This is a genomic window from Cupriavidus sp. C2SS-8b, from assembly GCF_057073745.1.
This window is the reverse complement of record NZ_CP172717.1, coordinates 991208-1006388: the sequence shown is the minus strand read 5'-3', so window position 1 is coordinate 1006388 and position 15181 is coordinate 991208. Positions and strand designations below refer to the sequence as shown.

Sequence of the window (15181 nt, the reverse complement as noted above, 5' to 3'; positions counted from 1 at the left end):
CTCCAAACTCACGGAACCCGCGCCGCGCAACCACTGTATATCCATACAGTTTAACACTCTGGAAAGGAACAAGACACGCTTCTTGCGGCATCAGCGGAAAGCACTATCGTGGCGGGATCGACAACTCAATGCGTTTCGTTTATTGCGAATTTCGTTTGTTTCGAATAGAGTGTCCGGACTGCTGCTGAAACCAATGAGATTCCGAAAATGACCGCCAACCTGACCACCATGAGCCTTCCCGGAGAAAAGGAAGTCCAGGCCGCCGAACTGGGCCAGCGCATGCTGGCCGCCTACCTGGCGACCGGCTTCGATATCCAGAAGATCCAGATCTTCGACGACAGGAATGAACCCCACCAGATCGAGCTGCCCACCACGGCGCTGCGGCTGCTGGTGGATATCCTGGCTCAACTGGCCGATGGCAACGCCGTGCAGGTCGTCCCGGTTCATGCGGAACTGACCACCCAGGAAGCGGCCGATCTGCTCAATGTCTCCCGGCCGTACCTGGTCAAACTGCTTGAAGACGGCGCGCTGCCTTTCCACAAGACCGGCAAGCACCGGCGGGTACGTTTTCACGACCTGATGGAGTACAAGCAAAAACGCGATCGGGTCAGTACCGATGCAATGACCGAGCTCGCCGCACAGGCACAAGCACTGGGAATGGGCTACGAGTGAGGCATTCCACATTTACGGTGTTGTACGATGCCTGTGTCCTCTACCCGGCGCCGCTGCGCGATTTGCTCGTTTGGCTGGCGCTTTCGGGGCGCTTCCGCGCGCGCTGGAGCGCGCGCATCCATGAGGAATGGAAACGCAATCTGCTGAAGAACCGGCCGGACCTGTCGCGCTACCAGCTCGATCGGACATCCACCCTGATGGACACCGCCGTACCGGATGCGGTGGTGTCTGGCTATGAGAACCTGATGGCGGGCCTGGCATTGCCAGACCCCAACGACCACCACGTCCTCGCGGCCGCCATACGCTGCAGCGCCAGCGTGATCGTCACGTTCAATCTCGGAGATTTCCCGTCACGCGTGCTGGATCCGCTCGGCATGGAAGCGCAGCATCCGGATGAGTTCGTGGAGAACCTGCTCGATCTCGACGCTGCGGCAGTGGTCGGTGCTGTGCAGAACCACCGGCGCACCCTCAAACATCCTGCGCTCGGTACTGCCGGCTATCTGGAAACCTTGTCAAGGCAAGGTCTGCCGCGCACGGTGCGCGGTCTGGAACCCTACGGGCCAACCTTGTAGCAGGCCCGGCCAGAGGCTCAATCCAGTAAATGCCCCATCCGGGACCGCTTGGTCGCCAGGTATTTTTCGTTCTCGGCGTTGGACGGCACGATATGCCGCAACTGCTCTTTCACGACGATGCCGGCCTTCTCCAGTGCATCGGCCTTGAGCGGGTTATTGCTCATCAGGCGCACGGATTTCACGCCCCACTGGTGCAGCAGGTCGGCGGCGAACGCATAGTTGCGTGCGTCGATGGCCTGGCCGAGTGCCAGGTTGGCGTCGACCGTATCGAGCCCGGTGTCTTGCAACGCGTAGGCGCGGATCTTTTCCGCCAGGCCAATACCGCGGCCTTCGTGGCCACGCAGGTAAAGCAGGATCCCGCGCCCTTCGGCGGCGATCTTCTCCATCGCCAGTTCCAGTTGGGGACCGCAGTCGCAGCGGCAGGATCCGAACACGTCACCGGTCAGGCACTCCGAGTGCATGCGGATCAGCACATCTTCGCCCGTGATGTCACCCACGCTGAGGGCAAGGTGCTCGATGCCCGAATCTACGCCCTTGAAGGCGTGTGCCGTAAATTCGCCGAATCGGGTGGGCAGGCGCGCCGAATCGATCAGCGTAATTTCTGTGTCATTCATACCGGTATTCAAGGAAATCAGGGGCCGACGGGGCCGGCGCCGCTCGATATTATGAGCGGAATTGTATCTTGGCGCTTGCGGACGGCGCCCACAGGCGCTTTGAACGCCTTGTTCAGAAGCCTGCAATCGCCTTATGCAAACCGCTGGAATCGACCTAAGGCGCGACGGACGGCTCTCTTTTCAAGGTGCGCAGTATGAACGTCGAGTGACTGTGGCGAAGGCCTGGCAGCTTGTAGAGCTTGTGCCGCAGGAACTCCTCGTAGCCCTCGGTGCCGGCTACGGCCACCTTGATCAGGTAGTCATACTCGCCTGTCAGCAGATGGGCCTCCAGCACTTCCGGCAATTCGGCCAGCGCCTTGCCGAAACGGTCGAACATTTCGTCGTCGTGGCGCTCCAGCGTGACCTCGATCAGGACCGTATCCGGCAGGCCCAGCGCCTTCTGGTTCAGCAGCGCCGCGTAGCCTTCGATCACGCCGCTTTCTTCAAGTGCGCGTACGCGGTTCCAGCACGGCGTGGCGGACAGGCCAACCTGCTCCGCGAGCCTGGCATTCGACAACCGGCCATCGCGCCGCAGCTCCCGCAGGATGCGGCGGTCGATTTCGTCGAGCTTGGGGGCAGATGCCACGGGATATCTCCAAAGAAAGGAATCATCTTTTGAGTATTCTATTTCATAAAGATGATTCTTCTCGTGATATCGCCATTTCGCAGGTATTTCAGAAGCTCATTTTCCTGGCAGGCTGGTAAATTTACCTGACCGATACACTTGCTTCCCAAGCCACATGCCCGCCACCTCCCGCCCCACCTTGCGACTCGATTTCCGCCTGAACGACGACGAACTGCTCGGCGCCATGGAGTGGGTATTGGCCAATGCGCGTCGCACGGGCCTTTCGCTGCAGCAGTTGCGCTTCGATGCCGCCGCACGGCATCTGGTGAATGCCACGCTGACCGCGCCGGATGTGGATCTGCTGCACTTGTTCGTGCGGCGCCTGGGCAACGGCATGGACGTCGAAATCGTGATGGCCGATTTCGGGGAGGCCGAGCGCGACGAGTACGCCGCCGTCCCGGCCGCGTTCGAACCAGCCCTTGCCCTGCACGCCTGACCGGTCAGTTCAGCCCGGCGGGAGCAGTTCGATGCCGTCCAGCTGCGCGGCGCAGATATCCCGGACGATCGACACGAAATCCGCCACATAAGGCCGCTGCGAGAGGGCGGCCGGGACCGTGGCGTACAACTCGCTCCACAGCCCTTTCGTGCCAATGCGTTTGGCCAGCACGTAATCGTGGTCGACGTAATTCTTCACGCCCCAGTTCGGCAGTGCCGCCACGCCACGGCGACTGGCGACCAGTTGAAGCACGGCCACAGTCAGCTCGGCGGTACGCCGCTGCAGGTGGATTCCCGCCGGTTCCAGCACCTCGCGAATCAAGTCGATACGCGGCTCGGGCACCGGATAGGTGATCAGGGTCTCGCCCTCCAGGTCAGCCGCCTCGATGCGCCGCTTGTTGCGCAGCCGGTGCTCGTTGGCCAGCACGGCCAGGATCTCGAAGCGGAACAGCGGCGCCACTTCAAGGCCGCGTCGCGTCGCCGGCATGGAGCCGATCACCATGTCGGCCCGCCCTTCGCCGAGCAAGGCGATCGGATCCGCGTGAAAGCCCGCCACGAGGTCGACTTCCACCTCCGGCCAGCGCCGGCGGAACTCGTCCATTACCGGCATCAGCCAGTCAAAGCAGGTGTGGCACTCCAGCACTACCCGCAGTTCGCCGCGTGTATCGCCCTTGAGCCGCTCGATATCGCGATCGGCCGCGCTGACGGCGGCCAGCACCTCGCGCGCCAGCGCCAGCAGGCGTTCGCCCGCTGGCGTGAACCGCAGCCCCTGGCGGGTGCGGTCGAACAGCGGGAGCCCGTAGTGCGCCTCAATCGCCTTGATCTGGTGGGACAACGCCGACTGGCTCACGTGCACGCGCTCGGCGGCTGTCGCCAGCTTGCCCGATTCCGCGATCGCCACCAGCGAGCGGAAATGCCTGACCTCGATCACCGCTGGCCCCTTGCGCCGGCAAGCTGCCGGTTCTTGATATGAAATACATTCATACTTTGTTTAAAACATGTCGCTTGATTCATTTTACGGTGAAACCGACACTGTGCGCCAGACAAAACCTTTGGGAGCATCGTCATGGCACGCACACATATCCTCGGCTTTCCGCGCATTGGCGCGCGCCGTGAACTGAAATTCGCGCAGGAGTCGTTCTGGCGCGGCGAAAGCACGGAAGCGGACCTGCGCACCGTGGCGGCCGGACTGCGCCGCCGCCACTGGCAACTGCAAGCGGACAGCGGCCTGGACTCGGTCGCCACCGGCGACTTTGCCTATTACGATCAGATGCTCGGCCTGACCACGCTGCTCGGCGCGCTGCCGCGCCGCTTCGGCTTTGATGCGGCCGGCCTGACGCTGGCCCAGTACTTTGAACTGGCCCGTGGCAACCGCGAGCAGCCGGCGATGGAAATGACCAAGTGGTTCGATACCAACTATCACTACCTGGTACCGGAACTGGACTCGGCCACCCGCTTCGACGGCGGCCCTGACTGGTTCTTCGAGGAGATTGAAGAAGCGCTGGCGCTTGGCCTGAAGGCGCGGCCGGTGCTGATCGGGCCGGTCACCTACTTGTGGCTGTCCAAGACGCATGAAGAGGGGTTCGACAAGCTGTCGCTGCTGCCGCAACTGGCGCAGGCCTACCAGCGCATTCTTGCCCGCCTGAAGGCCCGTGGCATCGAGTGGGTGCAGATTGACGAGCCGGCGCTGAGCCTGGACCTCGACGCCGACTGGCTGAACGCCTTTGACCAGGCCTACGCCTTGCTGGCCCAATCCGGTGTGAAGCTGCTGCTGGCCACCTATTTCGACAGCGCGGCCGACCATGCCGCCCGCGCCGCCACGCTGCCCGTGCAAGGCTTCCATATCGACCTGGTGCGTGCGCCCGCCCAGCTCGACGCCTGGCGCCAGGCGCTTCCGGCCGATGCCGTGCTGTCCGTCGGCGTGATCGACGGCCGCAATATCTGGCGTACCGACCTGCGCCGTGCGCTCGATACGCTGCGGCCGTTGCACGCCGAACTGGGCGAGCGGCTGTGGATCGCGCCGTCGTGCTCGCTGCTGCATGTGCCGGTATCGCTCGAACATGAAGTGCGCCTAGACGCCGAGCTGAAATCCTGGCTGGCCTTTGCCACGGAGAAGCTGGGCGAGCTGCGCGTGCTGGCCACGGCGCTGAACCAGGGCGAGGCCAGCGTCGCTGCCCATCTCAAGGCATCGGATGCTGTCCAGGCTTCGCGCCGCCAGTCGCGCCGCGTGGTCAATCCGCGTGTGCAGCAGCGCCTGGCCGCGGTCACGCCTGACATGGCCGACCGCGCCAGTCCGTTCGATGCGCGCATCGAACGCCAGCGCCAGGCCCTGCAACTGCCGCTGTTGCCCACCACCACGATCGGCTCGTTCCCGCAGACCGCCACCATCCGCCAGACCCGTGCGGCGTTCAAGCGCGGCGACATCGGCGCGCTGGAGTACCTGCAGCGCATCCGTGGCGCCATCGAACTGGCCGTGCGCAAGCAGGAAGCGCTGGGGCTGGACGTGCTGGTCCACGGCGAAGCCGAGCGCAACGACATGGTCGAATACTTCGGCGAGCAGCTGTGCGGCTACGCCTTCACGGAAAACGGCTGGGTCCAGAGCTACGGCTCGCGTTGCGTCAAGCCGCCCGTCATCTACGGTGACGTGTACCGCCCCGAGCCGATGACCGTGGACACGGCGCGCTATGCCCAGTCGCTGACCGACCGCCCGATGAAAGGCATGCTGACCGGCCCGGTCACCATGCTGCAGTGGTCGTTCGTGCGCGACGACCAGCCGCGTGCCGATACCGCGCGTCAACTGGCCCTGGTGATCCGCGACGAGGTGTGCGACCTGGAGCAGGCCGGCATCCGCGTGATCCAGATCGACGAGCCGGCGCTGCGCGAGGGCCTGCCTCTGCGCCGTGCCGACTGGGATGCCTACCTGGCGTGGGCGGTCAATGCCTTCCGGCTGTCGGCGGCGGGCGTGGCGGACCAGACCCAGATCCACACCCATATGTGTTATGCGGAGTTCAACGACATCCTGCCGTCGATCGCGGCCATGGACGCGGACGTGATCACAATCGAGACGTCGCGCTCGGCCATGGAACTGCTGGAAGGGTTCGGCGATTTCGATTACCCGAACGAGATCGGACCGGGCGTCTATGACATCCACTCGCCCCGCGTACCGTCGGTGGAGGCCATGGAAACGCTGCTCGACCGCGCCTGTGAAGTCGTGACGCCGCAGCGCTTGTGGGTCAATCCCGACTGCGGATTGAAGACGCGCGGCTGGGAAGAAACCGAGGCGGCGCTGGCCAATATGGTGTCGGCGGCCCGCAAGCTGCGCAGCCGCCTGGCCGGGCAGGATGCGTTGGTATGGCAGCGCGTATCGCGCCCGCGGGCGGTCCCTGCGGCACATCGCCACGGCGCGGACTGCGGCTGCAACGCGCGCGCTGCCTGAGCGGCGCGAGGCCCGCCGACTGTGACCCCCGCGCCGCCTGTGCGGCGCTGTGTCACATAGCCGCGGCGCCCCGCGCTCCGTATCCTTGCCGGCTGTCGAATTACACTCAGAGCACCGGCGTCCGTTCCTGGCGGATGCCGATGTGCCGGCAAAGGGAAATCATGAAGAGAGCCAGACACTGGCGGCGCGCGGCGGCGCTGCCAGCCGCCGCACTGACCGGCGCTGCCATCGCGCAGTCCGTTCCTGTCACTGGAGCGGAGCCGGTCACGCTGCCCACGGTCACCGCCACGGCCAAGGCCGAAGGCTCGCTGACCGCGCCGGGCGTCGCCAGGCAGCGCGAATCGCTGTACCAGTCGGCCGGCTCGGTCGGCTTTGTCGATGCGGAAAGCTACGCCAACACCTACGCCAGCAACCTGCGCGATGTCCTCAAGGACGCTCCCGGCGTCTATGTGCAGGAGCGCTATGGCCAGGAATTGCGGCTTTCGATTCGCGGATCCGGCATTGCGCGCGGCTACCACACGCGCGGCCTGGAGATCCTGCAGGACGGCGTGCCGACCAACTTCGCCGATGGCAGCGGCGACTTCTACCAGATCGACCCGATCGGCCTGAACGCGGCCGAGGTCTACAAAGGCGGCAACGGCCTGGCGTATGGCAGTTCCACGCTCGGGGGCGCGATCAACTTCACCACGCCTACGGCCTCCACGGTGGAGGCGCCCAACCAGGTGCGCGTCGACGGCGGCAGCTTCGGCACCGTGCGCGCGGCCGGCCAGGTCTCGCGCCAGATCGGCAACTTCGATTTCCTCGCCAACCTGAGCGTGGACCACTCGGAAGGCTATCGTGACCACGAGCGCGGGCAGTATGAGCAGCTCAACGCCAACTTCGGCTATCGCTTCAGCCCGACGGTCGAAACGCGCTTCTATGTGGGCGCCTATGTCGTGGACCAGCTCCTGCCTGGCACGCTGTCGCTGCAAGAGGCGCTGAACACCCCGACCAAGGCCTCCGCCAGTGCGCTGGCCGGCGACCAGGCGCGCAATACGCGCACCGAGCGGCTGGCCAACGTCACCACGGTCAAGCTCGACAGCGGCCAGCTCGATTTTTCCACGTGGGTCATCCATAAGAGCCTGTACCACCCGATCTTCCAGGTCATCGACCAGGATTACTGGACCTATGGCTTCGCGCCGCGCTATACCGGCACGCAGACGGTAGGCGGCATGCGCAACCAGGTCATCGCCGGGGCCAGGTTCTTCGGCGGCAACAATGACGCGCGCCAGTATGTCAACGTCTCGGGCAACCGCGGCGCCCAGACGCTCGATGCCAGGCAGGATGCCTACAACTACGAGGCCTACCTGGAAGACCGCCTTTACGTGGTGCCAACCGTCGCGCTGATGGCCGGTGCCAAGGCCTACTACAACGAGCGCCGCTACAAGGACTTCGGCGGCCTGGCCGCCAACCCCGTGCCCAAGGCGGACGACACCAGCTACAGCGGCGTGAACCCCAAGTTCGGCGTGCTGTGGGAGCCCGTCAAGGACGTGCAGGCCTTTGCCGACATCACGCGCAGCGCCGATGTGCCGGATTTCAGCGACTTGAACCAGACCATCAGCACCACCACGCAATTCGTCCCGCTCTCGGCACAGCACGGCTGGACCCTGGAGCTGGGCACGCGCGGGCGCCGGGAGCGTCTGGCCTGGGATCTCACGCTGTACCGCTCGCTGGTGCGCGACCAATTGCTGCAGTACACGACCAACCCCAACGTGCCGGCCGCCACCTTCAATGCCAACCGCACCACGCTGCAGGGCGTGGAACTGGGCTTGACTGCCGACCTGCTGCAAAACGTCGCCACCACGGCCGACAAGGTCACGCTGTCGCAACTGTGGAACTACAGCGATTTCCGCTTCGACAACGATCCGCAGTACGGCAACAACCGCATTGCCGGCGTGCCCGAGCACGTGCTGCGCACCACGCTGGCGTACAGCCAGGCGTCGGGGCTGCGCATCGCCGGCACGATCGACTGGGTACCGACCGGCGCCTTCGTCGACTACGCGAACACCCTGAAGGTGCCGTCGTACGTACTGTTCGGTGTGCAGGCGAGCTACGACTTCAAGCAGGGCCTGACCGTCTTCCTGGATGCGCGCAACCTTGGCAACAAGCGTTACGTGAGCGACTTCAGCACGGTTACCGATGCGCGCACGGCCAATACGGCAGTGTTCTATCCGGGCACCGGGCGCGCGCTTTATGCAGGCGTGCGATACAAGTTCTGACCGAATTGCAAGGCAGTCGAAGCAAAAGGCCGCGTCGCTGGGACGCGGCCCTTTTTTTTTTGCGATCGGCAACCGCCTCAGTTCGCTCGCACCACCGGCGGCGGCATCCACGAGCCATCGAGCAGCGCCTGCTCCGGCCAGTACGCGCGCAAGGTCATATTGAGGCCATCGGGCGGGGCCGGCAGCCAGTTGGCCACCCTGCCACCCTCCGGGCGCTCATGCTGGATATAGATGTCAAGCGAGCCGTCGCGGTTGTAGCGCAGCCGGTCCCGGCTGCCGATGGCGTAGCGGCCAATCGGATTTTCAACGAAGGCCTGGCGCTGGTTATACAGCGACAGCGACCAGAACGCCTTGGCAGGCGGCAACTGGTCCTTGGCGAAGTGCAGGACGTAGCTGGAGCTGCCTTGCAGCGCCCTGCCGCCGGCATCCGTGCGGGTCGAAGCATAGATCGCGTCTTCCGGCAGGTTGGCGCCCAGCCCGACCATGGCCGTGACCGCGCGGCGCCCGTAGTTGGCGCCGTAGTTGCCCAGGTCGCGGTGCATGACCCAGCCATTGCCGGCGTCGGCGTTGCCCCGGCGGGACATCTCGTAGATCCCCTGCAGCGCCGCGGTCGCGCCTTCCTGCACGGCACGCGCAGTGGCAGGTTCAAGCACCGTGGTCTTGAACGGCACGCCCGGCTCCAGCCCCATGCGGCGAATTTTCTCCACCATGGCGGCATCCGCGGGGGCGGGCGGATTGGCCGGCAACAGGCTCGCAAAGCGGCTGAAGAACGCCTGCGCGTCCATGGCCGCGACCTGCTCGACCGGCGGGGATTGCGTGTCCAGCGTTGGCGAAGGCGCTGCCGGCTTCACCGGCGCCGCGCGTACGCCCATCTGCCACGCGGACAGCGGCGTCAGCCGGTACTGGTCCTGCAGGCGGTGCACGGCGGGGAAATCCTTCTTGCCGTTGGCCTGCGTGCGGCCGATCAGCCATACCATGGCCGTGGGCGATTTGATCTCCTTCATGCCCTTGGGCAGCGACCCTTCCCAGCCCGGACCGGTGATGACGAAGTTGCCGCGCTGCGTGCCGGTGGTGCGCTTGCCGGGCGAGGCGAAGACGTTGGTCCACGCGTCCATCAGCGGCATCAGGTAGTAGCGGCCGCGGGTATCGGGCACCGACAGCACCACGGGCTCCTTGGACAGGTCCAGCCAGGCCGACGAATACAGCGTGTCGGCATTGGGGGTGACCACTTCGGTGAAGCTGGCGTCCGGGAAGGTGCGCTTGTGGCTGAAGGTATTGGGTGGCGTGCGCAGGCTCATCAGCTCGCGCGTCACGTCCATCAGCACCAGCGGGTAGGCGTAGGTGAAGACTTCGGCGGAGAGCGCCTTCATGGCCTGGTTCGACGGCGGCTGCTCGGCGGCAACCGGCGCGACAGGTTCATGCGTGGTGGAGCAGGCGCCGAGCAGGAGGGCGAGCGCCGCGACGCCCGCCATGTGGCGGATGGAAGGATTCATGACCCCGATTCCCTGATTTGTTCTTGGCGCCCTTCTTGCGGGGTGGACCATGGCATGAGCCAAGTTACCCCGGAGGCGCATCTATTCCGACCGAATCATGTCCGCCCACCCCGTATGTGTCAATTCCTATGAGGCACAGATGCGAGGGGAAGCGAACCAAGCAGCGCCGGAAAGGCGCCATTGCCCATCAACTGTAGGCCTGCTGCAACAGATTGCAACACGATGCGCAGATCTTCGCGGAAGCTCTGCCGTGGAGGCGCTCAATAGCGCAATTGCACGTCGTCGACGCGGGCCGTGCGCCCGTTGTAGAGGCAGGTGAAGCGGAATCCGATCGAGGCCTGGCTGTTGTCCGGTTCGAACGTGCCTTCCCCAGTGACTGCGGCCATGCCGCCGGGGCGCGGGCTGACCTGTTCGCGGTCTTCCAGCAGGAAGAGGCTGCCGGGCTCGGGGTGTCCCCTTTTCACATTGCTGGTAACGGCCTGCTCGCAGGCGTCGGCCGCCACCTTCGGCACGATCCTGGGCTCCGGCGCCGGGTGCAACACGGTCCGGGTCGCCTGCTGCGGCGGCGTCTCGCAAGCGGCCAGCAGCAACGCGAAGGCCAGGCATAGGTACGAGGCTCGGGACACAGCGGGCATCCTCCTAAAAGTGCAGTACTGCAATCAGATTAGGTCTTCCTGGCCGGAAATGCCAAATGCACAACTCTGCACCAGCGCGGCCATACAGAAATCCCCGGGTCGGAGCGAATCTGCCATCGCCGCTACACTATGGGGCTGCCTGCCACGAAACATCGCAAGAACCTAGCACCGGCGCCAGACCGGTCCTGCCACATCCAGCCGCGCGGCCCCCGCGCGCCGACACAATGACAACGACAGAGACAACCCAGATCCAGCCTGCCAGACCATCCACCCTATTGCGCGCCGCTGCCAGCCTGCTGGTGGTGCGCGATGGCGCGCAGGGCATGGAAATCCTGCTGGTCCGCCGCGTCGAGCGTGCCAACGACCGCAGCAGTGGCGCCTATGTATTTCCCGGCGGCACGCTGGATCCGCAAGACGAGGCCCTGCATCGCCATGCCGCGGGGCTCGACGATGCCGCCGCCAGCGAGCGCCTGAACCTGCCGGCCAAGGGTCTGGACTTCTACCTGGCGGCCGTGCGCGAATGCTTTGAAGAAGCCGGCTTGCTGCTGGCTTACCACCGCGACGGCGAGATGCTGGCGCCGGGCCACCTCGATGCCGCCCAGCAGGACTTCCTGCGCCAGGCGGTGCAGCGCGGCGGCCCCGGGCTGGCGCACGCTTGCGCGGAACTGGGCCTGCGGCTGGCGCCGGACCGCCTGGCTTACCACAGCTACTGGCTCACGCCGCCCGGCCTGCCCAAGCGCTTCGACACGCGATTCTTCGTCGCGATCGCGCCCACCGGCCAGGTCGCGATCCACGACGGCATGGAGATCGTCGAGCATCGCTGGATCCGCCCCGGCGAAGCCGCGGACCCGGCCAGCGGCTTGCCGATGATGCATGTCACGCGCCGCACGCTGCAGTCCATTGCCCACTTCGAGACGGCGCACGACTGCTTTGCCAGCACCGCGAAGTTGCGCGACATCGCCTGCATCATGCCGCGGCTGGCCACCGGCGCGGCCGGCGTGCGGCCGGTCATGCCCAACGAATCGAGCTATGCGGAGATCGGCCGCATCGACCCGGAAGGCAGGACCCACGCGCGTTACGAGCTGGCCCCCGGCGAGCCCGTGCAGCTTTCGGAGCGGGTCTGGCGCGTCACGGCCAATAACGGCAGCGTCATGACAGGCCCCGGCACCAATACCTACCTGGTCGGCGGTGGCGCGCGCAACGAGTGGGCCGTGATCGATCCGGGCCCCGACGATGCCGCCCATGTCCGGGCCGTGCTGGCGGCCGCGCCAGGCCCGATTCGCTGGATCGTGGTCACGCACACGCATCTGGACCATTCGCCCGCGGCCGCCGCGCTGCAGGCCGCCACCGGCGCCACGGTACTCGGCCGGGCCGCGCCGGCGACCCAATGGCAGGACACCGGCTTTGTCGCCGCGCGCGAGCTGCAGCATGGCGAGCGCCTCGCCATTGGCGACGATTGCACGCTGCGCGTCATCCATACGCCGGGCCATGCGTCGAACCATCTTTGCTATTTGCTCGAGGAAGAAAAGACCCTCTTCACCGGCGACCATGTGATGCAGGGTTCCACGGTCGTGATCGCCCCGCCCGACGGCGATATGCGCGCCTACATCGATTCGCTGGCTGTCCTGCAGGAAGAAGACCTGGAGTGGCTGGCGCCGGGCCACGGCTTCCTGATCGCACGCCCGCAGGAAGCCATCCGCCTGCTCATGCGGCACCGGCTGCATCGCGAGGCCAAGGTCGTCAACGCGCTGCGCGATCTCGGCCCGGCTCCGATCGAGGCCCTGCTGCCGCGCGTCTATGACGATGTGCCGGAGCGCATGCACCCGGTGGCCCAGCGTTCGCTGCTGGCGCACCTGCTCAAGCTGGCGGTGGACGGCAAGGCCATCGAAACAGCGGGCCTCTGGCAAACCGCTTGATCCGCCCGGCCGGACCACCGCGCCGCTAGCGCAGCGGCGCGGCGGGCGCACCCGCCTGCCAGGCCCGGCGCAGCGCACGCAGGTCCTCGGCGGAGGCATCGGTAATGGCCAGGAACCGCATGCCGTCGGCGTCCCAGCTTTCGAGCTGGTAGCCCTGCCGCGATCCCGATACCCTCGGCGGCAGGCTTGCCGCGCCCTCCGGGAAGACGAACACATCGACGGGATGCTGGTTGCGCCGGTACACCACCACGGCCACCGGTCGGCCATCGAGGTAATCGAGCCTTCCGCCGGCCAGCACGAACCCTTGCGTCGAGAGGTCCCGCACGACTGGCGCATAGTCCAGCCGGCCGTTGAACCACGGCTTGACCGTATGCTGGTCCAGCGACGCCACGTCGAGCGGCCTGCCCGAGAGCAGCGCCCGAACGTGGCTGGACACCATCTCGCGGGCTACCGCGTCCCCTTCGTACCGGTAGCGGGCCAGTTGCCCCGCGCCGAGCGCCACGGCGAGCACCATGGCCAGCGCCAGGCCGAGGCGTGCCGGATTGCCCCAGGAGATCCACCTGCCCAGCTTGCCCCACGTCGTACCGGAACGTTCCCGCGGCGGCGCCGGCAGGCTTGCCATCAGCCGCGCCCGCAATGCGCTGTCGGCGCGATGATAGGTGGCACCTTCGCGCACCACGTCGCGCATGGCACGGATGCGGGCCATCTCCCCGGCGCAGGTGGGACACGACGCCAGATGCGGATCCAGCCGCGCCAGGTCGGCCGGGCCGAGTTCCCCGTCCGCGCCGGCATGCAGCAACCACCGAGCCTCATTGCAGTCCATTGCCCACCTCCCCGGCCGTTCCTGCCAGGCCATCCGGCCGGGCCGCTTCCGCCGGCGGCACGCCGGCCCGCTCCACGCGCAGTGCCGATATCGCGGCGGCCAGCGCATGCCGTGCCCGGGCCAGCCGCGACATGACCGTGCCAAGCGGGATCGCGGCAACCTGCGCGATATCGCGGTAGCACAGGTCCTCCAGTTCGCGCAGGACGATCACCTCCCGCAGCGGCGCCGGCAGGCGCGCCAGCGCCTCGTGCACCAGGCGGACATCCTCGGCGCGCAGCAGGCAGCCCAGCGGCTCGCGCTCGCCGGCGTCCTGCCAGCCGGGCCACGCCTGGGCGACGTCGATGCCGTCTTCATACGGCGCGGCATCGCGGGCGGCCCGATCGCGGTTCCAGGCGGAGAACCAGGTATTGCGCACGATGGCCAGCAGCCACGGTCGCGGCCGGTCGCCGTGATAGCTGCCGAAATAGGTGTAGGCGCGCAGCAGCGCCTCCTGCACCACGTCTTCCGCCTCGGCCGCGCCACCGCTCAGCCATCGCGCAAGGTTGTAGGCCGCATCTAGGTGCGGCAGGACCAGCTCGGCAAACCGGCGGCGCTCGTCAGCGGCGTTCACGGCACTCCTTAGTCCAGACCCGGCGGAGTCCGCGCGATGGCCTCCGTCCGCCGTGTTTACCGGCGTCGGTAGCAGTTTATTCCGTTGCCCCGCTTTGTCGGCATGTCCGCAAGCCAGCGGGAATAGAAGCGGGCCCGGCGCGGTATGACAGGCATGCGGCCTTGTGCCGGACTCCCGAGGAGAACACCATGCCTTCCAACCCCGTTCCGAACCGGCGCGATTTCCTGCGCCTTGCCAGGCTGGGCGGCGGCGCCGGGCAAGGACTTCTACTTCGTGCAGCTTTCCGACCTGCACTGGGGCTTCCAGGGGCCGCCGAACCCCGACGCGCGCGGCACGCTGCCCAAGGCCATCGCGGCCGTCAACGCACTGCCCGCCCCACCCGATTTCATCGTCTTTACGGGCGACCTGACCCACACCACCGACGACCCCGACGAACGGCGCCGGCGCATGCGTGAAGTCAAGGCGCAGATCGACACGCTCCAGGTCAAGACCCGCTACCTGATGCCCGGCGAACACGATGCCAGCCTGGATCAAGGCAAGGCCTTCCAGGAGTTCTTTGGCCCCACGCATTACACCTTCGACCACCAGGGCGTCCACTTCATCGTGCTCGACAACGTCTCCGACCCGGGCGGGCGCGTCGGCGCGGCCCAGCTCGACTGGCTGGCCTCGGACCTGTCCCGCCAGCAGCGCGACGCCCCGATCGTCGTGTTCACGCACCGGCCGCTGTTCGACCTGTATCCGCAATGGGACTGGGCGACGCGCGACGGCGCCGACGTCCTGCAGCGCCTGGACCCGTACCGCAACGTCACGGTCTTCTATGGCCACATCCACCAGGAACACCATCACCAGACCGGCCACATCGGGCACCACGCGGCGCGTTCGCTGATGTTCCCGCTGCCGCCGCCGGCCTCGCAGCCGATGCGCCAGCCCGTGCCGTGGGATGCCGAACACCCATACCGGGGATTGGGATGGCGCCAGGTCGCGACGCAACAGCCACCGTTGCGCCTGGCACTGGAAGAACGGCCCATCGCTACCTGACCGCGGCCCGAAAAG

General features: G+C 66.3%; 14 protein-coding genes. 7 read left to right on the top strand and 7 right to left on the bottom strand.

The annotated features are described in order from the left end of the window. Positions 1-207: 207 nt before the first annotated feature. Positions 208-672 (top strand): helix-turn-helix domain-containing protein, encoded by a 465-nt coding sequence (locus ACIGJB_RS21590; RefSeq protein WP_483734324.1) that lies wholly within the window; start codon positions 208-210, stop codon positions 670-672. Continuing rightward, entirely contained in the window at positions 669-1244 is a 576-nt protein-coding gene (locus ACIGJB_RS21585) for a PIN domain-containing protein (protein WP_483734323.1), read from the top strand. The genes ACIGJB_RS21590 and ACIGJB_RS21585 overlap by 4 nt, the downstream gene beginning before the upstream one ends. Before the next feature lie 17 nt (positions 1245-1261). Here ACIGJB_RS21585 and ribA read toward each other — a convergent pair whose 3' ends face one another. Beyond that, complete coding sequence (ribA, locus tag ACIGJB_RS21580) at positions 1262-1858, bottom strand: GTP cyclohydrolase II (protein ID WP_483734322.1); 597 nt, start codon at positions 1856-1858, stop codon at positions 1262-1264. A gap of 154 nt (positions 1859-2012) precedes the next feature. After that, a complete protein-coding gene (locus ACIGJB_RS21575) occupies positions 2013-2483 on the bottom strand; it encodes an Lrp/AsnC family transcriptional regulator (protein WP_483734321.1) in 471 nt (156 codons plus the stop codon). Positions 2484-2637: 154 nt separating this feature from the next. On the opposite strand from ACIGJB_RS21575, the gene ACIGJB_RS21570 reads away from it, so the two are divergent. Then, entirely contained in the window at positions 2638-2958 is a 321-nt protein-coding gene (locus ACIGJB_RS21570; protein WP_483734320.1) for an AsnC family transcriptional regulator, read from the top strand. Positions 2959-2967: 9 nt separating this feature from the next. Here ACIGJB_RS21570 and ACIGJB_RS21565 read toward each other — a convergent pair whose 3' ends face one another. Further along, the gene (locus tag ACIGJB_RS21565) at positions 2968-3888 is read right to left on the bottom strand and encodes a LysR family transcriptional regulator (RefSeq protein ID WP_483734319.1); all 921 of its coding nucleotides are present in this window, start codon (positions 3886-3888) and stop codon (positions 2968-2970) included. A 135-nt stretch (positions 3889-4023) separates the two neighbouring features. Between ACIGJB_RS21565 and metE the strand changes: the two genes are divergently transcribed. Both metE and ACIGJB_RS21555 read left to right on the top strand, forming a co-directional pair. Continuing rightward, a complete protein-coding gene (gene metE / locus ACIGJB_RS21560; protein WP_483734318.1) occupies positions 4024-6393 on the top strand; it encodes a 5-methyltetrahydropteroyltriglutamate--homocysteine S-methyltransferase in 2370 nt (789 codons plus the stop codon). Between the two features lie 161 nt (positions 6394-6554). Continuing rightward, the gene (locus tag ACIGJB_RS21555) at positions 6555-8651 is read left to right on the top strand and encodes a TonB-dependent receptor family protein (protein ID WP_483734317.1); all 2097 of its coding nucleotides are present in this window, start codon (positions 6555-6557) and stop codon (positions 8649-8651) included. Between the two features lie 77 nt (positions 8652-8728). On the opposite strand, the gene ACIGJB_RS21550 is transcribed toward ACIGJB_RS21555, so the two are convergent. Together ACIGJB_RS21550 and ACIGJB_RS21545 are read right to left on the bottom strand one after the other, a co-directional pair. Continuing rightward, the gene (locus ACIGJB_RS21550) at positions 8729-10144 is read right to left on the bottom strand and encodes a DUF1254 domain-containing protein (protein ID WP_483734316.1); all 1416 of its coding nucleotides are present in this window, start codon (positions 10142-10144) and stop codon (positions 8729-8731) included. Between the two features lie 260 nt (positions 10145-10404). Beyond that, complete coding sequence (locus tag ACIGJB_RS21545) at positions 10405-10779, bottom strand: short-chain fatty acid transporter (RefSeq protein ID WP_483734315.1); 375 nt, start codon at positions 10777-10779, stop codon at positions 10405-10407. Between the two features lie 224 nt (positions 10780-11003). Here ACIGJB_RS21545 and ACIGJB_RS21540 point away from each other — a divergent pair, with 224 nt between their 5' ends. After that, positions 11004-12695: an MBL fold metallo-hydrolase gene (locus ACIGJB_RS21540; protein ID WP_483734314.1), complete on the top strand. Its 1692-nt coding sequence runs from the start codon at positions 11004-11006 to the stop codon at positions 12693-12695. Positions 12696-12720: 25 nt separating this feature from the next. Here ACIGJB_RS21540 and ACIGJB_RS21535 read toward each other — a convergent pair whose 3' ends face one another. Together ACIGJB_RS21535 and ACIGJB_RS21530 are read right to left on the bottom strand one after the other, a co-directional pair. Beyond that, a complete protein-coding gene (locus ACIGJB_RS21535; RefSeq protein ID WP_483734313.1) occupies positions 12721-13518 on the bottom strand; it encodes an anti-sigma factor family protein in 798 nt (265 codons plus the stop codon). Next, complete coding sequence (locus tag ACIGJB_RS21530) at positions 13505-14128, bottom strand: RNA polymerase sigma factor (RefSeq protein ID WP_483734312.1); 624 nt, start codon at positions 14126-14128, stop codon at positions 13505-13507. The genes ACIGJB_RS21535 and ACIGJB_RS21530 overlap by 14 nt, the downstream gene beginning before the upstream one ends. Positions 14129-14281: 153 nt before the next feature. Here ACIGJB_RS21530 and ACIGJB_RS21525 point away from each other — a divergent pair, with 153 nt between their 5' ends. Further along, the gene (locus ACIGJB_RS21525) at positions 14282-15166 is read left to right on the top strand and encodes a metallophosphoesterase family protein (RefSeq protein ID WP_483734311.1); all 885 of its coding nucleotides are present in this window, start codon (positions 14282-14284) and stop codon (positions 15164-15166) included. The last annotated feature ends 15 nt before the right edge of the window (positions 15167-15181 follow it).